25 protein-coding genes and 1 pseudogene are annotated in these 23,396 nt (G+C 39.8%); 15 read left to right on the top strand and 11 right to left on the bottom strand.

The window, feature by feature from the left end:
• Positions 1 to 5 precede the first annotated feature (5 nt).
• The gene (locus JMN32_RS13795; RefSeq protein WP_202856928.1) at positions 6 to 1,067 is read right to left on the bottom strand and encodes a pyridoxal phosphate-dependent decarboxylase family protein; all 1,062 of its coding nucleotides are present in this window, start codon (positions 1,065 to 1,067) and stop codon (positions 6 to 8) included.
• A 46-nt stretch (positions 1,068 to 1,113) separates the two neighbouring features.
• On the opposite strand from JMN32_RS13795, the gene JMN32_RS13800 reads away from it, so the two are divergent.
• The 3 genes from JMN32_RS13800 to JMN32_RS13810 are packed head-to-tail and all read left to right on the top strand — an operon-like array spanning position 1,114 to position 2,736.
• On the top strand, positions 1,114 to 1,335 hold the full coding sequence (locus JMN32_RS13800; protein WP_202856929.1) for a hypothetical protein: 222 nt from the start codon (positions 1,114 to 1,116) through the stop codon (positions 1,333 to 1,335).
• Positions 1,336 to 1,388: 53 nt separating this feature from the next.
• Positions 1,389 to 1,988 carry a hypothetical protein gene (locus tag JMN32_RS13805; protein WP_202856930.1) on the top strand — a complete coding sequence of 200 codons (600 nt, stop codon included), beginning with the start codon at positions 1,389 to 1,391 and terminating at the stop codon, positions 1,986 to 1,988.
• Position 1,989: 1 nt separating this feature from the next.
• Positions 1,990 to 2,736 carry a type III pantothenate kinase gene (locus tag JMN32_RS13810; protein WP_202856931.1) on the top strand — a complete coding sequence of 249 codons (747 nt, stop codon included), beginning with the start codon at positions 1,990 to 1,992 and terminating at the stop codon, positions 2,734 to 2,736.
• 107 nt (positions 2,737 to 2,843) lie between these two features.
• Here the strand turns inward: JMN32_RS13810 and JMN32_RS13815 are convergent, their stop codons facing one another.
• Positions 2,844 to 4,661 carry a M61 family metallopeptidase gene (locus JMN32_RS13815; protein WP_238354471.1) on the bottom strand — a complete coding sequence of 606 codons (1,818 nt, stop codon included), beginning with the start codon at positions 4,659 to 4,661 and terminating at the stop codon, positions 2,844 to 2,846.
• 173 nt (positions 4,662 to 4,834) lie between these two features.
• Here JMN32_RS13815 and JMN32_RS27335 point away from each other — a divergent pair, with 173 nt between their 5' ends.
• Complete coding sequence (locus JMN32_RS27335; RefSeq protein ID WP_238354480.1) at positions 4,835 to 4,909, top strand: CPXCG motif-containing cysteine-rich protein; 75 nt, start codon at positions 4,835 to 4,837, stop codon at positions 4,907 to 4,909.
• Positions 4,910 to 4,970: 61 nt separating this feature from the next.
• Here the strand turns inward: JMN32_RS27335 and JMN32_RS13825 are convergent, their stop codons facing one another.
• The gene (locus JMN32_RS13825; protein ID WP_202856932.1) at positions 4,971 to 5,564 is read right to left on the bottom strand and encodes a YkgJ family cysteine cluster protein; all 594 of its coding nucleotides are present in this window, start codon (positions 5,562 to 5,564) and stop codon (positions 4,971 to 4,973) included.
• Between the two features lie 188 nt (positions 5,565 to 5,752).
• Between JMN32_RS13825 and JMN32_RS13830 the strand changes: the two are divergent.
• Together JMN32_RS13830 and JMN32_RS13835 are read left to right on the top strand one after the other, a co-directional pair.
• Positions 5,753 to 5,980, top strand: a pseudogene (locus tag JMN32_RS13830) (pinensin family lanthipeptide); the annotation flags it as partial.
• A gap of 668 nt (positions 5,981 to 6,648) precedes the next feature.
• Positions 6,649 to 7,212: a ferritin gene (locus JMN32_RS13835; protein ID WP_202856933.1), complete on the top strand. Its 564-nt coding sequence runs from the start codon at positions 6,649 to 6,651 to the stop codon at positions 7,210 to 7,212.
• Here the strand turns inward: JMN32_RS13835 and JMN32_RS13840 are convergent.
• A complete protein-coding gene (locus JMN32_RS13840) occupies positions 7,209 to 7,481 on the bottom strand; it encodes a (2Fe-2S) ferredoxin domain-containing protein (protein WP_202856934.1) in 273 nt (90 codons plus the stop codon). The genes JMN32_RS13835 and JMN32_RS13840 overlap by 4 nt on opposite strands.
• Positions 7,482 to 7,700: 219 nt before the next feature.
• Between JMN32_RS13840 and JMN32_RS13845 the strand changes: the two genes are divergently transcribed.
• The 3 genes from JMN32_RS13845 to JMN32_RS13855 all read left to right on the top strand — a co-directional run bounded on the left by JMN32_RS13845 (position 7,701) and on the right by JMN32_RS13855 (position 11,300).
• Complete coding sequence (locus JMN32_RS13845; protein ID WP_317191782.1) at positions 7,701 to 8,192, top strand: DinB family protein; 492 nt, start codon at positions 7,701 to 7,703, stop codon at positions 8,190 to 8,192.
• 406 nt (positions 8,193 to 8,598) lie between these two features.
• Positions 8,599 to 10,335, top strand: a complete 1,737-nt coding sequence (locus JMN32_RS13850) for an ABC transporter ATP-binding protein (RefSeq protein WP_202856936.1) — start codon at positions 8,599 to 8,601, stop codon at positions 10,333 to 10,335.
• 239 nt (positions 10,336 to 10,574) lie between these two features.
• Positions 10,575 to 11,300 (top strand): hypothetical protein, encoded by a 726-nt coding sequence (locus tag JMN32_RS13855; protein WP_202856937.1) that lies wholly within the window; start codon positions 10,575 to 10,577, stop codon positions 11,298 to 11,300.
• A gap of 4 nt (positions 11,301 to 11,304) precedes the next feature.
• Here JMN32_RS13855 and gldB read toward each other — a convergent pair whose 3' ends face one another.
• Entirely contained in the window at positions 11,305 to 12,321 is a 1,017-nt protein-coding gene (gldB, locus tag JMN32_RS13860; RefSeq protein WP_202856938.1) for a gliding motility lipoprotein GldB, read from the bottom strand.
• 77 nt (positions 12,322 to 12,398) lie between these two features.
• Here gldB and JMN32_RS13865 point away from each other — a divergent pair, with 77 nt between their 5' ends.
• From JMN32_RS13865 to JMN32_RS13875, 3 genes are all read left to right on the top strand, one after another.
• Positions 12,399 to 13,028 carry a porin family protein gene (locus tag JMN32_RS13865; RefSeq protein WP_202856939.1) on the top strand — a complete coding sequence of 210 codons (630 nt, stop codon included), beginning with the start codon at positions 12,399 to 12,401 and terminating at the stop codon, positions 13,026 to 13,028.
• Between the two features lie 110 nt (positions 13,029 to 13,138).
• Positions 13,139 to 14,074 (top strand): carbon-nitrogen hydrolase family protein, encoded by a 936-nt coding sequence (locus JMN32_RS13870; protein WP_202856940.1) that lies wholly within the window; start codon positions 13,139 to 13,141, stop codon positions 14,072 to 14,074.
• Positions 14,071 to 15,384, top strand: a complete 1,314-nt coding sequence (locus JMN32_RS13875) for an HTTM domain-containing protein (RefSeq protein ID WP_202856941.1) — start codon at positions 14,071 to 14,073, stop codon at positions 15,382 to 15,384. The genes JMN32_RS13870 and JMN32_RS13875 overlap by 4 nt, the downstream gene beginning before the upstream one ends.
• 162 nt (positions 15,385 to 15,546) lie before the next feature.
• Here the strand turns inward: JMN32_RS13875 and JMN32_RS13880 are convergent, their stop codons facing one another.
• The 5 genes from JMN32_RS13880 to JMN32_RS13900 form a co-directional block, all read right to left on the bottom strand.
• Complete coding sequence (locus tag JMN32_RS13880) at positions 15,547 to 15,849, bottom strand: hypothetical protein (RefSeq protein WP_202856942.1); 303 nt, start codon at positions 15,847 to 15,849, stop codon at positions 15,547 to 15,549.
• 196 nt (positions 15,850 to 16,045) lie between these two features.
• Complete coding sequence (locus JMN32_RS13885; RefSeq protein ID WP_202856943.1) at positions 16,046 to 17,050, bottom strand: alpha/beta hydrolase; 1,005 nt, start codon at positions 17,048 to 17,050, stop codon at positions 16,046 to 16,048.
• A 28-nt stretch (positions 17,051 to 17,078) separates the two neighbouring features.
• Complete coding sequence (locus JMN32_RS13890) at positions 17,079 to 17,729, bottom strand: YciI family protein (protein WP_202856944.1); 651 nt, start codon at positions 17,727 to 17,729, stop codon at positions 17,079 to 17,081.
• A gap of 235 nt (positions 17,730 to 17,964) precedes the next feature.
• A complete protein-coding gene (locus JMN32_RS13895) occupies positions 17,965 to 19,116 on the bottom strand; it encodes an aminotransferase class V-fold PLP-dependent enzyme (RefSeq protein WP_202856945.1) in 1,152 nt (383 codons plus the stop codon).
• A 68-nt stretch (positions 19,117 to 19,184) separates the two neighbouring features.
• Positions 19,185 to 20,099, bottom strand: coding sequence for a hypothetical protein (locus JMN32_RS13900; protein WP_202856946.1), 915 nt, complete (start codon positions 20,097 to 20,099; stop codon positions 19,185 to 19,187).
• A 146-nt stretch (positions 20,100 to 20,245) separates the two neighbouring features.
• Between JMN32_RS13900 and JMN32_RS13905 the strand changes: the two genes are divergently transcribed.
• The 3 genes from JMN32_RS13905 to JMN32_RS13915 all read left to right on the top strand — a co-directional run bounded on the left by JMN32_RS13905 (position 20,246) and on the right by JMN32_RS13915 (position 22,830).
• On the top strand, positions 20,246 to 21,778 hold the full coding sequence (locus tag JMN32_RS13905) for an ArnT family glycosyltransferase (RefSeq protein WP_202856947.1): 1,533 nt from the start codon (positions 20,246 to 20,248) through the stop codon (positions 21,776 to 21,778).
• Positions 21,779 to 22,495: a glycosyltransferase family 2 protein gene (locus JMN32_RS13910; RefSeq protein WP_202856948.1), complete on the top strand. Its 717-nt coding sequence runs from the start codon at positions 21,779 to 21,781 to the stop codon at positions 22,493 to 22,495.
• Between the two features lie 62 nt (positions 22,496 to 22,557).
• Positions 22,558 to 22,830 (top strand): hypothetical protein, encoded by a 273-nt coding sequence (locus JMN32_RS13915; RefSeq protein ID WP_202856949.1) that lies wholly within the window; start codon positions 22,558 to 22,560, stop codon positions 22,828 to 22,830.
• Here JMN32_RS13915 and JMN32_RS13920 read toward each other — a convergent pair.
• Positions 22,827 to 23,219: a VOC family protein gene (locus tag JMN32_RS13920; protein ID WP_202856950.1), complete on the bottom strand. Its 393-nt coding sequence runs from the start codon at positions 23,217 to 23,219 to the stop codon at positions 22,827 to 22,829. The genes JMN32_RS13915 and JMN32_RS13920 overlap by 4 nt on opposite strands.
• Positions 23,220 to 23,396 lie beyond the last annotated feature (177 nt).

Genomic DNA, 23,396 nt, shown 5'->3' on the forward strand with positions numbered 1-23,396 from the left:
AGCCCCTAAAATGTTTCGTTAATTCTGGAGAAACATTCATCAGCTAGGCTCGAGATATCCTGCATGTAACTGGCTTTATAGGTAAAGCTATTTCTGAGTGCTTCACCGTTTTTGACAATGACTACACCTATTCCATATGGAAGAAAAAGGCCTTTATGTGGGTCCATCACCAGAGAGTCTGATCTCTCAATCCCGTGGAATTGCCTTTTCCCATAGTCTGTGAGCATAAAGAAGCCCCCATAAGCGGCATCTATATGGAACCACATTTCGTGTTTTTGGGCAATCTGTGCCATGTCATTTAGAGGGTCAATTGCGCCGGTATCAGTAGTACCTGCTGATCCTACCAGAAGCCACGGCTTTAGGCCATTTTTAATGTCGAATGCTATAGTTTCTTTGAGAGCGTCCATATCCATTTTAAACCTATCGTTAAGAGATATGTGACGAACCTGACACTCCTTAAGGCCTGCAATGTGAATGGCCTTATTTATGCAATGATGGGCCTGCTTTGATAAGTAAATCACATGTCGAGAGATGTTGTGTGCACGTATATCAGCGGTGTCACGGGCTGCCACAATAGCAGTCAGGTTGGCAATACTGCCTCCAGATGCTAAATTTCCTAGGGCGGATTCCGGATAGCCTACAAGCTCTTTCATCCAATTGATCAGGTGGTTTTCCATACGCACTGCACCAGAATTGGCAAAAAATACCCCGGCATAACGGTTGGTAATATCCGCCCAATAATCACCCAGGGAAGAACTATAAATCCCCCCTCCGGGAATATACCCAAAGTGTCCACCTGACGCAGGGTTCAACCCCTCCCTATCTACACTTTTTGCTATCAGCTCTATAGCCTTCTCAAGTTCGATAGGGTTGTCGGAAATAGGTTGTTTTGTGAGGTCAATACCAGTATCATGTACTTGAAAAGCAGGAATTTTTTCCAGGTCGTGAATATTTTCAAGGAATTGCTCCGTATAATTAACTATGGCTTCACGGAGTGTACATCGTTGTTCGGCATTGGGCTCTATAGCTTTGGCCTGTTCTTCATAAGCTTTTATCTGATCTCGCATGACGTCAAATTTGTTTTATATTTCTTAACTTTTAAAAAACTTTGATGTGAACTGGTTATTGTTGTTTGTGTCGTTGGTACTGATCCTTCAGGTTGTTATGTTTTTCATGATCAGGGCTAAGCGAAAAAAGGATAAGCGGGACAATGTTATAGAAAAATATAATATACGAACCCCTGCAGATGCCTTTCGCCTTTTGCAAAATCCTGACCTTCCTGAAGATGATCTCAGAAAGATAGAGGAACTTTACAGGAAAGATATGGAGTCTTAGCAATAGTTCTGAATTTCAAGCAAACTATATAAGCCTTAAACTATTAACAATTCATGCTTTCATCTACAGAAGTAAGATGGTTCTTTGAAGGGGCGCTTCCAAAGGCGATGTCTGACTGGTTTAACTTTTTTGAGCCGTTTTTTCAGGCTCCCAGAACGGATTATTATTTGAGTAACACAGACCAGGCCCGCATGGGAATTAAGCTGAGAGAAGGTCAGATACAGATCAAATGTTTGACCGCTGAAATGGGCGAGGAATATTATGCCAATGCTACAGGTAAAGTGGCACGATATGAGAAGTGGAACTTTCCTGTAGTAAGCAATGAAGAGTGGGGAACATTGGTAGCCAGACCGGAAGTTTGGCTACCTGTTAAAAAAGAGAGGAAAATGCTGAGATTTACACTGGGAGGGGGTTTTCCTGACAGGGTTGATAAAGATGAAATTGTAGAGAATGGCTGTGAGGTTGAGCTTTCTGAAATAGAAATAATCGATAAAACTTTCTGGTCTCTGGCTTTTGAAGCCTTCGGATCATTGGCCGATATGAACCTCCAAAAGACCACTCATGATATTTTTGAAAAAAAAGTATGTCCAATCTTCCTAGATAAGGAAAATTCTTTTGGATATGCCCGATTGATCCACGATATTCAAAGTTAATATGTTATTAGCAGCAGATATAGGAAACACAAATGTTGTTTTTGGCCTTTACAAAGAGGGTCAATGGCAAGAGGTTTGGAGAATTGACACCAAGGATGAGGCCCAGGGCAAGTTGTATCATTCTTTAAACAAGCATGTTAAACATCCCGATCAGGTAAGTGACATTGTTATCAGTAGTGTAGTCCCTTTCTTCACTCCTATGCTTACTAAACAGCTGGAACAGAAGTTTGGAGTAATCCCTTACATTATTGGACCGCAAAGTTATAATCCCCTACCGTTGGAAGTACTGAGCCCTGAGCAAATTGGAACTGACTTGGTTGCTGATGCTACGGCGGCATACCACATGTTCAATGATGATTGTATGGTGGTGGACTTTGGTACTGCCCTCACATTTATTGTTGTGGCTGACAAGAAAATAAAAGGTGTAAATATCGCTCCTGGCTTAAAAACAGCCATGAAGGCGCTGGCGGGTAATGCTGTCAAACTACAGGAAATACCATTAAAGTTACCGGGTTCTGTTATTGGTGTAGATACTACAACTGCGATACAATCGGGTATATTATGGGGCTACGTTGGCCTTGTTGAAAAGATGATTGAGCGTATTGAGAATGAATTGTCCTCCGAGTTAAAAATAGTGGCCACCGGTGGTTTGTCAAAAGTACTGAAGCCTTTACATGATCAGTTTGATGCTGTAGAGCCGTACTTGACACTGGATGGAATGAGGCTGATTTACGACGCAAGTAAATAAAAAGTGAAATCTTTTTGAAAAGAAATCAGGTGCTCAGACCCCTGAATACCTGATAATTCCAATTTTAACGAACCTGCTGATCAGCGTTATAATTATTAGTAAAGGCTTTATTTAGCTTCTAACCAGTCTTCCCTTGTTTCCTTTTGAGCTTTACTCAATTTTTTACCCTGGAGTTCTATAAGTGTTGTTTTGTATGCAGGGTCACTTTCCATTTGCATAATGGTTTCTTTTCTCTCTCCACCCCTTTCATAGACTACTGTTACCGTACTGTTTATCTCATGCTCTTTGAGTATATCAGAAATATTGGTAGTGTCTGATAAGACGTGCTCACCGATTGAAAGAATGTAGTCTCCATTCTCAACACCTGCTTTATATAGAGGGCTTTGTTGATGAGGATTGGTTACAACCTTCATTTTGCTATCATTAGACTTGACATATGCGCCGAGGTAAGGTGTACTTGGTTTGGCCTTTTCAAAAATAACTCCAGCAGTATTCATTAGAACTTTGTAATCAGGCATATTGCTTTGATAAATATATTGAGTGAAGAACGTGCTAGCAAAATCTTCCCCTGCATACTCTGTCAAAGTATTTTCAAGATCTTTAACAGTATAAGGAATCTCGTTTTTTCCAAACTTTTTCCACATCAATTGCATATAACCATCTAAGGTCAGGTTCTTTTTCTGATTTCTTAAAGATAAGTCAAGAGCAAGGCCTAATACACTTCCATAGGAATAATAAGAAACAAAAGTATTGGTCCAGTTGACAGGGTCAACAGAGCGGGCAGCGTCAACAAATGGTGCCTGATAGCTCATTTCAATAGGATTGAAATATTTCAATGCGGGAGAATTCCAGACATAGTTTAGTGAGCCGGCCAGACCTTCTACATAGGCTTCACGTGTAATAACTCCTGCTCTGCATAAGATGAGGTTAGTATAGTAGCTGGTAAAACCTTCTGCAAACCAAAGCTCGCCTGACATATTGGCTGAGGTATAGTCGAAGGGTTCCAGTGCTAATGGCCTGATCCGCTCTACGTTCCACGCATGGAAATATTCATGAGAAACCGTGCCAATATTATTTTCCATTCCCCCTTCCGCAAGTCCTTCCACGTCAGTCAGGATCGTCGAGTTTCTGTGCTCCATGCCATCTCCTGATACATTAGCCAGATAGCAACCCAAAAAAGTATAGGTTCCAAAGTCATAATCGGGAAGCTCTCCGAAAACGGCTTTTTCCTGTGCTACGATATTTTTTACTTTATCTACATAGGTATCAAAGTCCGCATCAGATCCTTTATGGTGTAAAATGAACCTTATATTATACGTTTTACCGTTTGATTCCTCTGTAAATTCGCGTATAGAGTAATTGCTAATTTCTGTGGGACTATCCATAAAATAATGAAGGTTCGGTGCATAGTATGTGTTTTTGTCGAGTTGTTTGAGTTGGGTTGCTACTTTCCAATTCAGGTCTTCACGTACATTAAAAGTAACTTTTATCGGCCTGAGTGCAAGGCGGGGGGCATACATGAATGTTGCCGGAATATTGAGGTGAGCATGAGTTTCATCTACTTGTGTATAAGTGCCATCTCCCCTGTTTCCATAAAGTGTGTAGGTAACAATCACTGTACCATCATGGCCTGATACATCCCATTGATATGGGTTAGGTCTGGTCACCTGCAGATTGTTGCCTCTGCTGTCAGTTGCTTTTACATGATAAACATTTTTGGCAAACTCATGAAGTGCATACCTACCAGGAGATGTTCGGCTCATTCTAAGTTCGAGCACTTTATTTTCGAGTCCGGTAAAATGGGCTTTGACAGTGGCTTCATGATGAACCGCATTATCAAAAGAAATCTCATAAACGTTGTGCGTCTGAGCCATGGACAAGCTGCTGACCATTAAAAGTAAAACCAAAGAGTACAGCGATCGCATTATTTTTAAGATATTTAAAGTTGAAGTAACTAAGCTAGCGAAAAAATTATATTTACCACAGATGATTAGGCAGGAGCAATCAATACAACTTTTTCCTAGTTGAGTTGTTACTTCTCCACATGCCTACGTTAGTGTATTGCTTTACATGTCCATATTGTGGGGAGCAAATTTCGATGACATTAGACATACCTGTTCCCCAACAAGGTTATATTGAAGACTGTGAGGTGTGTTGTATCCTATCAGAATAAAATATGATGTTGATGGAAAAGATCTCATATCTTTCATGGCAGCGTCAATTGAACAATAATGTCAGGCCCCTCGGCGCTGCCTATATGAGTAGTAGCTTAACACTACTTTTATGGCTTCTTCAATAGCTTTGTTTATAGGCATTAGAGTTTGGCCCAGGTCAGTGTCTATAGCACGTAGCTGAAAGTAAAAATTACGCATAATAGGCACTGGCTGCTTATCGGCAATGTGCTTTATTGATACTGAGTGTGCTTCAGGAAACTCTGTTTTAATCGTTTTACAAGTAATCAGTTGCGGGACTCCTTGTTTATCAAGCATAGCTGAGAAGCCAAAAAGCCTGCAAATAAGCCCTCTTTGGTTGTATTGATTACAAAAACCTCTGTCTCCTTCACTTACAAAAGGAAGGAAGGCTTTACAATTAGCCATTTCCGGTTCAGCGCGTAATTCTTCAAACCATTTATAGGCCTGACCACTTTTATAAAGCTGGTACGCTAATGGAAGAAATTCTAACGGGGTTGCAGCTATATCAGGTTTTTTACAACATGCACCACATCCGCTCAGACACTTCATTCCCGTGGACTCCTGAAAGGTAGCCACTTCCCTCTCCAGGCTCGCGAACACCCGTTCGATAGCCTGAACTTTACGATAGATTGACATTTTACTGCTAAAAAAGCGCCGCAAATCTAATCACGAAGTGTTAAAATTAGTTGTGTTTGTATTAAAAATTATTCGGGTAAGTAACCTTGTTGTTTTTGTCTTCACTAAAGCCTAGCGGAACCTGAAAAGCTATTAGAGTAAGGATAAATTAAGTGCAAGAACCATGAAAAAGAAGTTTTAACCTAAACGACCTAAAAGTAAAGAGCTTCATTACATCAATGAGGGGTAGTGAAGAGCATACTGTCAAAGGAGGAGGAACACTTGTGATAGGGTGTACAGGCGCTATTACCTGTGGAGGGGCATTGCCACCTCCTACCAACAATACCTCATGCTGTCTGGACACCCAAGTGGAGCTATATGTAAGGGTTGGCATACCATGCTTTACTGGGATGGTTGTGGAAGTATATAATTTCTAACAATGATCAAGGCCGCAACAGAATTGTAAAAAAACCCAAAATATGTCATTGCATATTTAAGGTACTTCAGAGGAGCACTCTATGCCTCCCATTATATGCCAACAGCTAGTGCGTAGAGTAATTCCCGGTCTTGGTTCATATGTGAAATCAGTCTCTTTATTTTCTGATTAGAAAGTTAGGCTAATGGGGTAAATAATACCGTTAGTAATAATATACACCACTCAAACCGGTATAAACTCCTACAAACGGATCTCGGTCATCATCTACTTCAAAAAGAGGATTGTCAGAAAAATTGGGTTTTCCATAAACTTTAAATTGATCAGGCTTACTCAAATAATGGGGTTGAACTTGGTATTATTAATCGGTTCGGGTCCTTCAGGCACATATCTACCCAAAATACTGTATTCTTTTCAGAGTATGGTCGATAAACTCATCTGAATCATGATTTTTGACGAAAAAGTGATTTCCGGGTCTATTTGGGTGTCATGGTTAGCTTGTAAGGGGTTCTGAGACTCTTAATTGGCAAGGGCGGAAACTCATTCATACTACAGAGGTACAGCCACTAATTGAAATGATTATAAATTACTTTTTCATCAAACATCTTGAGGATTTGCAGTATTATTAACTATAGATTTATAACTAAATTTAGTAGGGAAACATAATTAACTATGGCTAAACAAATTATTACTTCAAAGAGATCTTTAACAGAAGAAACAGAGAAAAAACTTAACAAACAGATTTTGATGGAAGGTCTATCTTCAGCGAGCTATTTATCAATGGCTTCCTGGTGCGATACCCGTGGGTACATCAAGTCAGCACAGTTTTTATACAACCATTCAGAAGAAGAAAGACAGCACATGCTAAAGCTGTTTGCCTATGTTAACAATGCTGGTGGGCATGCACTTCAGCCTGAGATAACCAATATCAAACATGATTTTGATTCTTTGAGAGAGGTTTTTGAAGATATACTTGCCCATGAAATTGAGGTAACACATTCTATCAATGAATTGGTAGAACATTGTTTCAACGTTAAAGACTTTACAACCTTCAATTTCCTTCAATGGTATGTTACTGAACAGCGTGAAGAAGAAACACTGGCTCGCCGGGCAGTAGAATTATTCGATATTATCGGGGAAGAAGGCATTGGTCTTTGGACGATAGATCAGGAAATCGCCAAGTTAGAGAATAATGGAACTGAAACAGGCCTTGAGTCAGAAGCTGGTGGCCTTTAACCCTTCAAAGTATCTGCTGCTTTACATTGGGCAAGCAGACTATCAAGATCATTCTCCTTCACCTTATGGTGAAGGGAGTTGTTCAATATTACATTAGGACCCTTTTTACAATGGCCCATACATTTTGTTTTTATTACTTCTACAGATGACTTTAAGTTACTGTTTTTAACCTTTCCACTAAGTAGCTTTTCGAGTCTTTTGCTGCCGTTCTTTTTACAATCCTTAGCGGAGCAAACAAAAATATATTGTGTTGATTTGGTGTTTTCCATGAGTTATTACAAGATAACAGAAATACTGTAAATAAATTCCTGATTTGACTAGTTATCTGTTTTCAATATTTACCTCTTCCTCTCTTGCAGATGTAGGTATCAATATCAAGGTTGGAGATAAACTTTGAAAAAAGTTTTTTCTCAAAACCATTACTGACATAGGGTTGTCACTACCTCTGTTTTTCTTTGTAATAAACTATAAAGAAAATAACCATGACAATGATTAAAGCACTTTTAACGGAACTTGAGAAAGAGGCACAAACTACCCGTAAAATGTTAGAGAGGATACCAGATGCCAAGTTTCAATGGCAGCCACATACCAAAAGCATGACCTTACTCAATCTTGCAACCCATATTGCCGAACTTCCTGGCTGGATCACCACGACACTTACTACGGATGAATTGGATTTGGCGGAAGTGCCCTATGTGGCTCCTGTTCTAAATAGCACTGAGGAACTGATGACATTGTTTGAAGATAAGCTTAAGGAAGGCAAAAGCCAGTTGGAGGAGGCGAATGAGGAGCGTTTCAACGATACATGGATACTGCGTGAGGGCAATCAGGTATATTCTTCCGATACTAAAGCAGAAGTGTTGAGAATGGTCTACTGTCAAATAGTACACCACCGAGCTCAGCTAGGGGTGTACCTGAGGCTACTGGATGTACCAATCCCCGGAAGTTACGGGCCAAGTGCAGATGAGGTGAGTTTTTAATTAAAAAATACAGACGTACATTGAATGAAGCAAAAATTGAAAACACTTGAAAAAATATTGAATGGGGAGGGCATCCTGTTATTGGGTATAGGAGTTGCCGTTTTACTGATATATCTTGTAATAAAATATCGGTAATGAGTGCCCCTTCTTGTGTTTGATTGACGGCTATCTTTTTAATTAGAGAGGTAGCCGTTCTATTTGTTGCTCAGTTGATGGGTTTTAGAGGCATTTGTTTGGCGAATATATAACTTCAATTTAAGCTTATGCAGATTAAACCCATAATTATAACTCAAAACTTGCCCAACCATGAGATAGGGATTCCTTTTTAAATTATCGCCTGATAAGGCAAACAAATTTTTCAAATTACGTTAGTAGAAAGGTCTAACTTAACTACCGAATCATATCCATGAGTAAATCAAAAGTTACCATAGGTCACGTTTTTAAAACGATCGTGTGGCCTAGGCGAAAGCATATATCTATTGGTCTGATACTAATAATCATAAGCCGTCCGGCGGGACTCGTTTTGCCCTATGCGAGTAAATACCTGATGGATGATGTTATTGCAAAAAGTGATATGAAGAAGTTAAAATTTCTGCTTCTGGTCGTTGCCGGAGCCGTATTAGTGCAGGCGGTTACTTCATTCGCGTTAACGCAAATTTTAAGTGTAGAAGCACAAAACCTCATTGCCAAGTTGCGAGCCAAGGTTCAACGCCACATTATCAAGCTCCCTATACGGTTTTTTGACAATACTAAAACGGGAGAGTTGGTATCGCGTATTATGACGGATGTCGAAGGAGTTAGAAATATCGTAGGTACAGGGCTTGCTCAATTGTTTGGGGGTGTTCTTACCTCGGTGATCTGTTTGGTTTTATTGATCAACATCAGCCCCATGATGACTTTATATGTTTTGGTTCCTGTGGCTGTCTTTGGTGTTATTTCTCTTAAGGCTTTTGGATATATCAGACCGATATTTCGGGAACGTGGTGTGATCAATGCTGAAGTAACAGGCAGGTTAACGGAAACACTTGGTGGCGTGCGTGTGATCAAGGGGTTCAATGCCGAGGAGCAGGAAATAAAGACTTTTGAAACGGGGGTCAACAAACTATTTCTGAACATCAAGAAAAGCTTGACTTCTACCAGCCTTGTTACTAGCTCAGCTACACTTTTGTTGGGACTTGCCTCTACAGGCATTATGGGTATTGGAGGCTATATGATCATGCATAATGACCTTTCTTTTGGGGATTTTCTTGCCTTTACTCTCTACCTGGGTTTCATGATTGCTCCTATTGTCCAGATGAGCAATATCGGGAGTCAGTTAACCGAAGCTTTCGCGGGATTGGATCGTACCGAAGAAATTCTGAATACACCTCTTGAGGATGATGAAGTTTCTCGAACTGAGCGTATTGACAATATACGAGGAGAGATCAACTTTAAAGATGTTTCATTTGCGTATGAAGAAGGGAAGGCGGTAGTCAAGAATATAAGTTTTAAAGCTCCTCCTGGCTCAGTTACTGCCCTTGTCGGGACGTCTGGCTCAGGTAAAACCACTATTGCCGGCTTGGCTGCTTCATTTCTCACCCCCCTCAGTGGTACAGTTACCGTTGACGGTGTTGACCTGAGTAAAGTTAAGTTGGATAGCTTCAGAAGTCAGTTGGGAGTGGTTTTGCAGAACGACTTTTTATTTGAAGGGACCATTCGTGACAATATTTTATTCCCTCGCCCTGATGCTAGTGAAGAGCAGCTGCACAATGCGGTGAAGGCCGCTCATGTAGATGAATTTACTGACAGGTTTGAAGACGGTCTGGATACTCTGATTGGAGAAAGGGGGGTTAAGCTCTCCGGCGGTCAGCAACAGCGAATCGCCATCGCCAGGGCTATATTGGCCGATCCCAAGGTGTTGATACTTGATGAAGCCACATCAAATCTGGACATGGAGAGTGAGGCATACATACAGGAAAGTCTAAAAGAACTTATGCAGGGACGTACTACTTTTGTGATTGCGCACCGATTGAGTACCATTAGGCAGGCAGATCAGATACTGGTAATAGAGAAGGGTGAAATTGTGGAGCAAGGACAGCATGATGAGTTGATCGAGAGAGAAGGTAGATATCATCAGTTATATACTTATCAAGCCAGAATTTAATGATTATACTTTTTAGCTGTTGACCTCTACAGTTCTGGTCAGTCGTAGCTTTTTCTTACACGAGTATAATGTATTAATAAAAGCAGAGGTCATGTCCTTCCCGATATGCTCCCTAAGTCATTTTTACCGAAGCCTTATGTTTATTCATCTATTTTGAGATCGGGAAATAAGTAAAATATACAAAGAGTACTTCCTAAATAGGTCTATAATGGCCATCTTGGGAGGCAAATTTTAATTGTATGCTTAAAAAAACACTAATCCTGCTATCTATATTGGCTGTGGCAGCTTTTATGTTATATAGCTGGTATGACAAGCCCTTACCAGAGGGTGTTGAGGGGCCGGAGGCTGAGCTTTTGGCTGATAAAATGTTGAAAGCTGTAAACTTTGAGGCTTGGGATAGTACTGTGGCTGTTAAGTGGTCTTTCTATAGAGGGCATGACTTTTTATGGGATAAAAAGCGGGATCTTGTTGAAGTGAAGTGGGACGACATGCGGGTGCTTTTAAATACTAACAGTCAATCTGGAAAAGCATTTCAGGGAGGTATTTTACTATCTGGAAATGAGGCAATTGATGCTTTACAAATGGCGTGGGAATATTTTACTAATGATTCCTTCTGGCTGGCGGCTCCCTTTAAGGCTAGGGACCCTGGCACTAAAAGAAGCATAGTAAAAACCGAGCATGGAGATGCACTGCTTGTACAATATACTTCAGGGGGTGTAACTCCAGGAGACAGCTACCTTTGGTTATTAAATGAAGATGGCCTTCCGGTAGCCTGGAAGTTATGGGTTAAAATTATACCGCTTGGGGGCATGAAGTTTAGCTGGGATGGCTGGCAAACTTACACCACTGGTGCACGCATTTCTTCATTTCATCACGGGGTGGTGAATGTAGAAGTGTCAGGGGTAGAGCTTGCCATGAGTGCTGCAGACCTTAATAATGGACATGATCCATTCGCAGAAATGTAATCTCTTACTTACGTTCTGGGCGGTAATTTGAGTTATTAAAAACTTTTCTGGGATCAGGCTCTTGCATCAGTTCTTGCAAGGTTACTTCTTCCTCTTCCATGTATTGCTTAACAATTTGCCAGCCCACCCAGGTTGCAATTCTTCCAGGGGCCTTCTCCCCTATTTCAAAGGTCTTAGGGCGTTCATCAATATACTTCTTCTTCACCATATGATTTGTTTCATACAGCAATTGATTTTCAAGAAAATGAGCCCAAATGATATCCTGGTTTTTTCTGGCCCCATCAATTTCATCGCTTGAATACCAGATCAGGACACTGTCTGGCGTGCATGGCATCATGTGCTTGGCGAAGTAGAAAGATTTGCCGTAGCCTATCATGTCGGCAAGTATAGTTTTATCTGAAACATCCGTTTTGTTAAACATGGGGGATATACCATAAAGTAGCATCACTGAGGGCATAATGTACTGAGGTCTGTACCTTTCAAGCATATAACCATAGAGGCCTAGTGGGCGATATTTGGCACTGTCTCCGAGGTAATAATCCAATCCTATAACGATCAGTGAATCAGAGACAAAAAGATCATGATCCAGTCCAGTGGCGATGGTTTGTATCTTTGGAGTCTTGAAATCAGGATAATAATATTTTAAGTTAGCAAAAGCTGTCGAAATATCAGCTTTAAGCTCACTAAGGTCACCGAATACCCGGCCTATCTCACTTTTTAAAGTATCTATATGCGGATTTTGGAATCTTTTATACAGAGCTTCCATCATGATGGAGTCATCAGGGTATTGATTTCTTTTAAGAAAAATCTCAGTAATTACCGGGTTATCTTTTAGGAATTGCCTGAGATCGGCTCGGCTTTTTACACCCAACAGGTCATCCTCAAGCCGTTCTATTTCTACATTTATTTCGATATTGCTTATATCAGGCTGATAGACACATTCGTTACTTTCATTATTACATGATGACAACCATAAGATAAAAAGGGCAGGTATTAATAAAAGTCGGAGGCTTTTTTCCATGATTAAACTATTCGCTTATTTTGTCGTTAGTGTTTTTTACTATTGAACATGCTAAATAACTAAAAAATTATAGATTCATGAGAAAAATTCTGTTGATGATCATATTCTTATGTGTTGTTACTACTGGTTTTTCCCAGTTTCAGCTTGGCTTCAAATTTAGTCCAACTATTTCAACAAACAGAATAGATGCTAAGTCAGATACAGTTTCATTCAGTACTGATGGAGCAGGTTTACGTTTTGTTGCCGGCCCTATTGCCGATTTTCAGCTTACGGATAATTATTTTGTGAGCACGGGCTTACTGCTTGTTTCTAAAAGAGCAGGACTAAAAGCAAAACAGGTAACAGGTACAGAGGTGGAGGAGTATTCTTTGCAGTATATTCAGATACCACTTACGTTAAAACTTTATACAAATGAGGTGGCTCTCGACAAACGGATATATTTCCAGATGGGAGCCACCATGGAAGTAAATGTGAAAGAAGACCCCAAGAAAGATCGCTATTACTATGTTGAGGATTTTAAGCTTTTTGATTCTTCACTGTTGATTGGTGTAGGATTGGAATATAAGGTTGGTTTGAACACTATTGTGTTTGGTGGATTTTCCTATAGTCGTGGTCTTTTAAACACTATTGGGGATCAGGTGAGACTTGATGACGACATCACTTTTAAAAATGATTATCTGGCGCTCGATTTGGGCATCAAATTCTGATTAGGGTATATTAGGTCATTTATTCAGTCATCCGGATACGCTTTCTGGGTGGCTTTTTTTATCTTCACCCAGTTAGTATTACCCATAACTACTGGTAGAAATTTAAAAATATGTCGTTACATAAAGTAGGTATAGCACAGTATTCGGCTCACTACCTCAACCTTGAGAAAAGCTTGGTCCGGCTTGAGCAAATTGTGGAACAGGCAGCCTCAGAAAATATGGAATTACTTGTTTTTGGTGAAACCTGGCTTTCCGGTTACCCTGTATGGCTAGATCATTGTCCTGAAGTGGCGCAATGGGATAGTGCAGCTACCAAAGCGGCTTACCTTAAATTACGCCAAAGCAGTATAGAAATTCCTGGCAGGGAGACTCGGCGGATTGGTGCTTTAGCTCAAAAGTATGGCATGTCGATAGTTATTGGAGTGAACGAGGTGGTTAAAAAAGGCAGGGGTAGCGGTACGGTATATAATGCATTGCTGACATTTAATAATCAGGGAAAGTTGGCTAACCATCACCGAAAGCTTGTACCTACATATACCGAGCGAATGATCTATGGTTTGGGAGACGGCCATGGGTTGCAGGTGGCAGAAACTTCAGTAGGTAACGTGGGGGCTTTGGTTTGCTGGGAGCACTGGATGCCCTTGACTCGACAGAGCCTACATGATGAGGCTGAGGATATTCATGTAGCTGTATGGCCAACTGTACATGAAGAACATCTTATAGCCAGTAGGCAATATGCTTTTGAAGGAAGGTGCTTTGTTTTGGCAGCGGGACAAATGATGAGAGCATCTGAATTTCCTCAGGAACTGTCACTGCCGGAGGAACTCATCAATGATCCTGACAAGCTGGTACTTTGTGGAGGAAGTTGCATTATTGATCCTCGAGGAGAGTTTGTGGTAGACCCTATGTATGAAGAAGAAGGGCTTGTAACTGCTGAAATAGACCTTTCTGAGCGAGTAAAAGAACAAATGACACTGGATGTGAGCGGGCACTATCAACGGGCGGATATTTTTGATTTTCAGGTTGATAAACAAAGAAAGGCATGACTTTTACACAAAAACTATTTCGTCCGGTTGATAATAGTCCCCTTATCCTTTTTAGGATCGTTTTTGGCTTGCTTATATTTTTAGAAGCTTGGGGAGCTATCCTAACCGGGTGGGTAAGAAGGGCTTTTATAGAGCCTCAATACACTTTTCCATTTTTAGATTTCCCATGGTTACAGCCATTACCTGGCTATGGCATGTATGTTTATTATATCGTAATGGGTATAGCTGGTTTAATGGTTTTATTTGGGTTCTATTACCGGCTAGGTATTGGGATTTATACTATTATGTGGTCAGCTGTGTATTTTATGCAGAAGACCAACTATAATAATCATTACTATCTTCTGGTGTTATTATGTCTGCTGATGTGTTTGGTTCCTGCACATAGATATGCATCAATAGATGCCACAAGACACCCTGAGAAAAAAAGCCTTACCTGCCCACAATGGTGTTTATGGATTTTTGCAATACAAACTAGCATTGTATATATCTATGCTTCAGTGGCAAAGATGTATCCTGATTGGATCGCGGCTAAGCCAATTAGTATATGGTTTGATTATAAAAGCGACTATTTTCTAATCGGCCCACTTCTGGCTGAAGAGTGGTTTCAACATGTCATTGCATATGGAGGTATTCTGTTTGACCTGCTTATTGCACCTGGACTTATCTGGAAGAAAACCAGAAAATATGCATTTATTGCCTCAATATTTTTCCACTTGTTTAACTCCATCATTTTTCAGGTAGGTGTGTTCCCATATATGGGAATTGCTTTAGGTGTATTTTTCTTTGAGCCAACAGTTATACGCAAGGTTTTCTTCAAAAAGAAACCCATAGCAGAGCACGTTGATATATACAGGCCAAAAATTGCCTGGGTTTATATTATAGGCTTGTACTTCATTATGCAAATATCATTACCATTACGTCATTGGCTGTTTCCCGGCAATGTGCACTGGACTGAGGAGGGCCATCGTCTCTCATGGCACATGATGCTTAGAGTAAAGTCAGGCTATGTATTTTTTAGGGTGGTAGATGAGGAAACAGGCCGGAAATGGAAAGTGAATCCAACTCAATATTTGACCTACAAACAATCCAGGGCTATAGCTACTCGTCCGGATATGTGTTGGCAATTTGTGCAGATTTTAAAATCTGATTATGCCCAAAGAGGATTCCCTGATGTTGCGATTTATGCAGTAGGGAAAGTCAGTTTAAATGGAAGAGAGCAACAGCCGCTTTATGATGAAAGTGTGGATTTGACTAAAGTTAAGTGGAGGCGATTTGGCCATTCCGAATGGCTACTTAGTATGACAGAGTAGATAATAAAGTTGTGTTACAGTACATGGTAAGTCTTAGTGAGCTTTAAGTGTGAATTTTTATAAAAAGGAAAAGAAGCCTGAATAAACCCTAATTTTCTAAATTTTGATATCCTGGGTTTTGAGCAGGCCTCTTCTTTTGCGAAAAGTGTTGCTTACAATTAATTATCCGTCAAGTTCTTTACCCTCAGCGCTGAACTTTTTCTTTTCAGGTGCTCCCTGCGGGCTTGTGAAGTGTACTTCATAAACCGTTTTGCTTGTTTTAGGGTCAATTACCTTATATACTTTGGAGGCTTTCCAGTCAGCGTAGTCAGAAGAAATTGTTTCAGAAACAGAGGAAGGTACCTCTGTCATTCTAATCTCAACTTTCTCATCCTGTTTTTCTACCTGTGCGACGGCTGTTGTGCTCAATGCTGCGGTTCCTGCAATGATCATTGAAGCGGCTATTGTTCTAATTAACGTTTTCATATTTATTTACTTTTTTATTGGTTGGTTAAAAATTTAAAATGTTTGATAACCATCCGTTCAGAACCATGCCAGACCATTAGAGAGATCGTAATTATTTGATTTTCATGCTTTTAACCTGAAGTCTTAGTGGTGGTAGTATTTTAAACTGTTGAATTTTTCTACATGTCGTTGGGGTTTGGAGAGGAAATAAATTACACTATTCTACAGTGTCATACGGCTGAAGTTTCAACACTTCTTCTATAAAGCTGAATGTTTCCTGTCTTACAGACTCAAGGTCTTCAGAGGTTAGGTATGAACCGATTACGTGGTGGTTTACCTCTGAAAAAGCCACTTTTCTTTTAAGAGATTCAGGAGTGCCCAACTGGTCATACATCTCAAGCATTGCCGGTACAGAGACAGTGTTATCCTGTGCGCTATCATTTTTATAATAATACCCTAAAAATACAGGCTGGGTAACTGTAGCAAAGGTTTTTGTAGTCATTGTCTCTTCAATAAGTTCTTCGAGATGTGTAAGCGCTTCCAAGCGATAGCCGTTGGTCCAGTACTGTTCTCTTTCAGGATCTATTTCCCATCGGTTATAGTTACTCCCTTTTACCAGTCTTGCCAACTGCAACCCCCATGGTTCATCGAGCAACCAGGAGTTGGGGTCATAGATCTTTACGTTGGGCGAATAGAGAATTAAACCAGCAATGTCCGGGTCATTTTCGGCAAGGTACAGTGCAAACGTACCTCCTGTAGAAGTGGCAAGTATAATTAAATGTTCACCAAGCTGCTTGGCTACTGCAATGGCTTTTTTGGCTGAATTCAGAAGCTTATCTGCAGTAAGATCTATCATAGGCTCCTTATCAGCTACGCCATGACCATAGAGTCGAGGTAAATACAGGTTGCAGCCATATCTTTTGGCAATTTCCTTATGCAACGGTGCCCCCTCTCCCTGACTCGCAGAGAACCCATGTAGATATACAATGCTATATGGAGTTTTTTTATAGGCAGAGTCAGCCCAGATTATGGTTGATTCATTATCAGGCTTTATATTTGGAGTCTGCTCTTCATGCCTTTTTATGTCTTCCTCCAGAGTGCGCAGATCTGTTGCAACTGTAGGCAGATCTTTGGTCAATTGAGGAGACTCTACCTGAGGTCCTAAAAAGTATGCGGCGCATATGAATAAAACTATTATTGATATCCATTTGACTGCTTTCATGGGATAGTATTATAAATGATTGAGAACGTTAATTTTCACAAAAAGAGCCTTTTCCAACCCAAATTGTTTTAAGCTCTGGTTGAAGGATACCATTTTTAACCGCCGGGTCAGACATAATCACCTCGGGTTCAACTTCACCCTTCATGATCAGGATGCTTCCGTCATCATTATCAAAGACGCCTTCCGAAATTACATTTCCTGTCTTTACTATCTCATGGCTATATCGATCATGCTTTAGAAACCACTCTGGTGCCTGCTGAACATTAAATTTTGTAATATGTGACTGATACCTGATGAAGGTATAAAAAACCATTTTCGTATCTTCACTTACTTTGCAAATTCCTCCGGATCTCGGGGTCCATGGAAGAATCTCTATTCTGTATCTGTGGGCTTTTATTGCGGGGTCTGTGTTTATCCATTCTCTGGCTTCTGAAATGGAGTTTGTATTCAAAATGAAGATACCTCCCCCCCCTTCGAATGGGCCTGCGACTAGTAATTTGTCTTCAGAAGAGAGTCGCTGAATATTAGCCATATGTCCTTTTTGCAGACTGTCCATTGCTTGTTCTGAAAGAACTTCTTTCTCAGGGTTGCTATGCAGAAAAACAAACATGTACTTTTCCTGAGCATGCGCATTCCATACCCAAGTAATCAGTGCCAGTAACAGTATCAATTTATTCATTATCCAACCTTATCATATAAACGATATACTATTTTTAGTGGTAAACTCCACCTAATTTAATTATTTAAAACCTCTAACGCTTATATATAAACGGCAATTTATCGTTTTTCACTCAATTTACAGTAAGCGGAATAAAAACTGAAGTGGTGGAGGTTACACCAACACGGTTTTACTTATGATTTTAATTAACTACAACAGGGTCATAGGCTTGATGCACTTTCGAGTGGCATTGATACTAAAGCTCTAGTATCCGATCAACCAATAAAGATATCTGGTCTGCATTATTGTATAAATGAGGTGATATCCTCACGGCATCACCTCTGACAGAAACATGTATGTTGTCACGAGCCATGAGTTCTTTTAACCTTGCTGTATCCAGTCCTTTAGTTGCTCTTATCCCGAATAGATGTTGGGCTCGGTATTGATCATTCTCGAAGATATAGGGGGTTCCCTTTAAACGGTTAAGTGCATCCTTTGTGATGTTGTGGCAATAAGTCTGGATGTTTTCTGGTCCCCAGGTATTGATTTGTCTAACTGCTTCGAGCATCATTGGGACCAGAATAAAATTGCTATGCTCTCCAACTTCGTACCTAAGTGAACCGGGCTGGTAGCTATCCTGATAATTAACAAGTCCTGAAAAATCTTCGCTTTTAGCTCGGTTGATCCAGTTTTCTTCCAGAGGCTCACCATTGTCAAAGGCTTTGCCATAGTATGCAAGGCCAATAGAATAAGGACCCAAAAGCCATTTGTATCCAGCGCAGATCAAAGCATCAGGTTGAATATCATTTATATTGAATGGAAGTGCACCTACTGACTGGGTGCCATCAATAATAAGCAGGGCTCCTACTTCTTGGGTCTTTTTTCTGATAGCTTTTAAATCATATAATGTACCATCAGCCCAGTGCACGTGTGTCATTGCTACCAGTTTGGTGTTTTCATCAATAGACTCTAATATTTTTTCGTTCCATGCTTTACCTCTTCCTTCAGTTAGCTTTGGAGCTTTAACTGTTCTCAGTTCTGCGCCGTTTTTATCAACCAAGCTCTTCCAGGGATAATAGTTACTGGGGAATTGTTCTTCCATAACTATTATATTCTGGCCTTTGCTAACGTCCACATTTTTGGCAACTGTCGAGATTCCGTAAGATGCGGAAGGTATAATTACTATGCGGTTATGATCTTCAGTGCTAATGAGCTTGCCGAATTCCTCTCTAAGTATTTCGGTGTTTTTGAAAAAGTCTGACGGAGAAATGGATGTTGGGTTGCTTTTTCCTTTTATACCCATTATTCCGGCTTCTTCCACACGCTTTAACAACGGAGACATGTATGCACAATTCAAATAAATGTGATCTTTTGGAAGAGAGAATAATTTAGACTGATTGGTTAGCATGTTAAGTTGGTTTCGTAGATCCTAAAATAAGTGTAAACGAAGATTTATTTATAGGGTTTAATAAGTATTTATTTGAGGTTCAGCGAGTCTCTAAGGTAACTGTCCGTAATATTATTTTTCGCCCAATAATCAATATGTAAAGTTCTGTCTAATGTGGCAGACGTAGTTAACTCTTTGCCTCCTATTCCTTTATAGGTTTCTTCCCATGAAAGTATTTGGTATGGAAATTCTTTACTAAAATGGATGGACAATGCTCGCTCGGGGTAGTAAATTTGATATGTTATGTGGTCGGTTTTCTCCTGTAAACTGGCCGAGGCTATGAGTGGTTTTAGGTCTTTGTGCTTTAAACGGGTGAAGAAAAGTCCGGGTATTATTTTTACTTTCCCAACGGGCAGGGATTTGTAGTCGAGCCGTATTTGATTCCACACCTGATCCTCCAGTAATGCCGTTTCAACAGAGACCTCCTGATCTCCCTCGCTTTCAAAGTAAGAAAATGATTTTAAGCGGTATTTCTTTTTTTCAAGGTTCATCTGGCTGTATACATGTCCGCACCATTCTTGGCTGGACATTGTAACCTTAAGTGTTTTTGGGTAATGATATCTGTCAACAGGAGTGAATGCGGAGAGCATCATAGAATAAGGGTAAATGCCTGTGGTAAACTTTTTGGTAAAGTTCAATTTCATTACAGTTACTTCATCATCTTTGGTCTCTTTAGGAACATCCAGTTTCACTTGCTTAGATTTGGAAAATGGTTCGGTGACAAAGATGAATACTGCCTTTCCTTCATGTACTTCTCCATACCTCGACTGTTTTAAATTATATGATGCTACCTCAGCTTTGCCGGAATACCAGTACTCGCTAAACTGCTCGTTTTTATAAAGCTTTTGCAATCGTTTTGCCTTTGGAGTATCTATAGGCTGCTGGCAGCCCCAAAGCCCGGAATAGACCAGAGTAAATACAATAATATGAAGTGAGGATTTCATGATTTTACATTTTAGAGCCAAGTGTTTTTTAGGCTGCAAGTGGTTAACTAACAACTACTTTAAAAATCAGTATAAAATAAGTTTACTGCAGTCGTGTCCTTTACATTTTTATAAATTTCTATATTTACCCTTTCGAATAAAAACATATGTCTGAACAAAAAGTAAAAAAAGACAAAGGCTCAAAGAGGTATGTGTATCTGGTTATTCTGGTAGCTTCCTTCATAGCAGCCTATGTCTATACCTTCGATTCTAAGCTGGCTATGTTAGGCGATAATGCCAGTTATTACATATTAGGTAAAGCTCTGTCTCAAGGTGAAGGTTATGTTAGTATTAATAGCATCAGCCATAGGCCTAACAACCATTATCCTCCTGGTTACCCAGCTATTATCAGTACCATATTATTGTTTACCAAAGCGATCACTCCTATAAAGATACTGAATGGTATTTTTTTTATTTTGGGGCTCTGGCTTTTTTTTGACTTAATAAATAAGGTGACCGATAATGAAGCATTTGCGTTTACAGCAACCTTTATGGCACTTTTAAACTCACACATGCTGTGGTACTCATCCATTATGATGTCGGAAATACCATTTTTCTTCTTTAGCACCCTGTCGCTCTGGGCTTTTGTAAATATCGATCAGGAGAAGTGGTTGTGGAAGGATCCGTATTTGATTCTTTGCATTATTACTATGATAATCTCATATTACATCAGGTCTCTGGGGATTGCCCTTCTTGGAGGGTATATATTATACTTTATTTTTCAAAAAAAATGGAAGCCGATTCTTGGTTTTTTTATTGCTTTTGTAGTAGGGGCTCTTCCTTGGTTTATTCGCAGTCAAAAGCTGGGGGGAGGCTCATATATGAAGCAACTGGGTATGATTAATCCATATCAGCCAGCATTGGGCAAGGCGGATTTTGGTGATTTTGTCGATCGGTTCTTTAGCAACTTTTCACGCTACATTACTTTTGAGATTCCCAGTGCAATATTTCCTTTGAAGGAACCGGAGTATGGCTCATCATACAGTGCAGAAGATTGGCTCCTTGGAGTGGTTATAGTGGGCTTGTTTTTCTATGGTGTATTCTCTTTGCCAAAGTATCGTTGGTTGATCTTGGGGTACACACTCGGTACACTAGCCATTTTGATGATATGGCCTGATGTCTGGATTGGTGTCAGGTTTATTGTGCCGCTCATACCACTGTTTACACTTGGGTTTTTGTATGGTCTGTACGATGGTATTTTGAAATTGAGAGGGTTGCTTTCGTTTAAAAAACCTGTCTCACCCTACCTGTTACTGGCTTTTTCCCTGTTATATATAAAGCCTGTTAATGCCATTCATGATCAGGCAAGGGTTCCTTATATGCCAGGGTGGAGAAACTATTTTGAAATAGCCAAATGGGTAGACAGAAACTTGGAGGAAGGTGTGGTAGTGAGTTGCGGTAAGCCATCGCTGTTTTATCTTTATGCAGATACATACACGAGAAGGTACAAATTTGCGCAGGACCCTAAAGAGTTGATTGCAGATTTGGAGAAGCATGCGGTGGACTATGTTGTGATCGATCAGGTTTATGGGAATACTATACGTTACCTGCTTCCAGCTGTTCGTCAGTACCCTGAGCGCTTTGAGCAGGTTTATCATTTGAAAAATCCGGATACCTTTCTTCTTAAATTTAAGCGATAAATGAGTATAACTAAATTATCCGTAGTAATTCCGGTATATAATGAAGGCAGAACCATTCACAAAATACTTGACAAAGTAAAAGCGGTACATCTGATCAATGACATCGAGAAGGAAGTGGTAATAGTTAATGATGCTTCTACTGATGATAGTGAAATTAAGGTTCGGGAGTATATGAGTGCAAACCCGGAACTTGATATTCAATATTATGCCCAAGACAAAAACATGGGCAAAGGCGCCGCACTTCATCGTGGTATAAAGGAGGCTACGGGCGAATACCTCGTAATACAGGATGCTGACTTGGAATATGACCCCGATGAATATAACTTTTTGCTCAAGCCAATTGTTAATGGTGTTGCAGATGTGGTTTATGGTAGTAGGTTTCTGGGAGGCAATCCTCACAGAATTTTATTCTTTTGGCATTCAATAGGCAACAAAATATTAACATTTCTGTCAAATATGTTTACTAACTTGAACTTGACAGACATGGAGACTTGTTATAAACTCATTGAAACGAAAACGGCTCAGAATTTGAACCTGAAGGAAAGACGATTTGGGTTCGAACCAGAAGTAACAGCAAAACTTTCCAAGGTAAAGGGTATCCGTATTTATGAAGTAGGGATTTCTTATTATGGACGTACCTATGCAGAGGGCAAAAAAATAAATTGGAAAGATGGGTTTAGAGCAATTTATTGTATATTCAAATATAACCTGTTTTAACTTTCTGGTTACTTCTCAGCAATAAGTCTTATTAAATATCACACATTTTAGAGAGCGTTAGGATGATAGAAGCGAAAATATACCGGGGCATAGAATATGTTAGGATAAGTGAGTTGCCGGAAGACCAAAAAACGTCTATTAAGAATTGGGTTAATATGGATGTGGTCATAAAGATTCAGACTGAGACAGTATTAATGTCTGATTGTATCCTTTTTAAGGATTATGAATTTTGGTTTAAAAAAATTCATACCAGTGCCGTAACTACTGAAGAAGTCAGCATGATAAAGTCAGAATTTAAAACCAAGAAACCCTTCGGAGGCCTGGCGTTTGACTAACCCCAGACACCTTCAGGAACAAATTCAAGGACATTGCCCTCTGGGTCATTGAAATAGAAAGATTCCTGGCCAGTTTTCCACACCAGTTTATCAATGATAGTGATGCCTAGTGCTTTTATTTTTTCTTTCACTGCATCGTAATCTTTCTGACTGACTTCAAAAGCATAGTGCTGGTTTCCTTCTGCAAAATGAGGTGGAGGTGAATCTTTATGTTTGCTATCATCAGGGTTGAAGCAGAGTAAAACAGAAGAACCTGCTCTAAAAAAAATGTGTCTGTTTTGAGCATAATGTATTATTTCAAGACCCAATTTGATATGATAAAAATCTTTGGCTCCCTCAAGATCTTTAATGTACAAGCAAGTTTCTTTAATTTTAATAATTTCTTTCATAAAAGCCGTTTAATCATTGAATTGGTGATTTTTCTTATAACGTTCAGAAGTTGTTGTAGGTTAATTTTATCTTACTTTCTTTTAAATACACGGCCTTATGTGATCAGGGGTCTAAAACTAACTGAAATTAACAGGATGAAGGGCTTTCCTTTAAAGCGATTATTCTAACTTTGCGCA

It is taken from the genome of Fulvivirga marina (assembly GCF_016775155.1).
Taxonomy (GTDB): domain Bacteria; phylum Bacteroidota; class Bacteroidia; order Cytophagales; family Cyclobacteriaceae; genus Fulvivirga; species Fulvivirga marina.

Coding starts and splice junctions, on each gene's coding strand:
- JMN32_RS13795 (WP_202856928.1), bottom strand. CDS start 1,067: ATGCGAGATCAGATAAAAGCTTATGAAGAACAGGCCAAAGCTATAGAG.
- JMN32_RS13805 (WP_202856930.1), top strand. CDS start 1,389: ATGCTTTCATCTACAGAAGTAAGATGGTTCTTTGAAGGGGCGCTTCCA.
- JMN32_RS13810 (WP_202856931.1), top strand. CDS start 1,990: ATGTTATTAGCAGCAGATATAGGAAACACAAATGTTGTTTTTGGCCTT.
- JMN32_RS13815 (WP_238354471.1), bottom strand. CDS start 4,661: ATGCGATCGCTGTACTCTTTGGTTTTACTTTTAATGGTCAGCAGCTTG.
- JMN32_RS13825 (WP_202856932.1), bottom strand. CDS start 5,564: ATGTCAATCTATCGTAAAGTTCAGGCTATCGAACGGGTGTTCGCGAGC.
- JMN32_RS13835 (WP_202856933.1), top strand. CDS start 6,649: ATGGCTAAACAAATTATTACTTCAAAGAGATCTTTAACAGAAGAAACA.
- JMN32_RS13840 (WP_202856934.1), bottom strand. CDS start 7,481: ATGGAAAACACCAAATCAACACAATATATTTTTGTTTGCTCCGCTAAG.
- JMN32_RS13845 (WP_317191782.1), top strand. CDS start 7,701: ATGATTAAAGCACTTTTAACGGAACTTGAGAAAGAGGCACAAACTACC.
- JMN32_RS13850 (WP_202856936.1), top strand. CDS start 8,599: ATGAGTAAATCAAAAGTTACCATAGGTCACGTTTTTAAAACGATCGTG.
- JMN32_RS13855 (WP_202856937.1), top strand. CDS start 10,575: ATGCTTAAAAAAACACTAATCCTGCTATCTATATTGGCTGTGGCAGCT.
- gldB (WP_202856938.1), bottom strand. CDS start 12,321: ATGGAAAAAAGCCTCCGACTTTTATTAATACCTGCCCTTTTTATCTTA.
- JMN32_RS13865 (WP_202856939.1), top strand. CDS start 12,399: ATGAGAAAAATTCTGTTGATGATCATATTCTTATGTGTTGTTACTACT.
- JMN32_RS13870 (WP_202856940.1), top strand. CDS start 13,139: ATGTCGTTACATAAAGTAGGTATAGCACAGTATTCGGCTCACTACCTC.
- JMN32_RS13875 (WP_202856941.1), top strand. CDS start 14,071: ATGACTTTTACACAAAAACTATTTCGTCCGGTTGATAATAGTCCCCTT.
- JMN32_RS13880 (WP_202856942.1), bottom strand. CDS start 15,849: ATGAAAACGTTAATTAGAACAATAGCCGCTTCAATGATCATTGCAGGA.
- JMN32_RS13885 (WP_202856943.1), bottom strand. CDS start 17,050: ATGAAAGCAGTCAAATGGATATCAATAATAGTTTTATTCATATGCGCC.
- JMN32_RS13890 (WP_202856944.1), bottom strand. CDS start 17,729: ATGAATAAATTGATACTGTTACTGGCACTGATTACTTGGGTATGGAAT.
- JMN32_RS13895 (WP_202856945.1), bottom strand. CDS start 19,116: ATGCTAACCAATCAGTCTAAATTATTCTCTCTTCCAAAAGATCACATT.
- JMN32_RS13900 (WP_202856946.1), bottom strand. CDS start 20,099: ATGAAATCCTCACTTCATATTATTGTATTTACTCTGGTCTATTCCGGG.
- JMN32_RS13905 (WP_202856947.1), top strand. CDS start 20,246: ATGTCTGAACAAAAAGTAAAAAAAGACAAAGGCTCAAAGAGGTATGTG.
- JMN32_RS13910 (WP_202856948.1), top strand. CDS start 21,779: ATGAGTATAACTAAATTATCCGTAGTAATTCCGGTATATAATGAAGGC.
- JMN32_RS13915 (WP_202856949.1), top strand. CDS start 22,558: ATGATAGAAGCGAAAATATACCGGGGCATAGAATATGTTAGGATAAGT.
- JMN32_RS13920 (WP_202856950.1), bottom strand. CDS start 23,219: ATGAAAGAAATTATTAAAATTAAAGAAACTTGCTTGTACATTAAAGAT.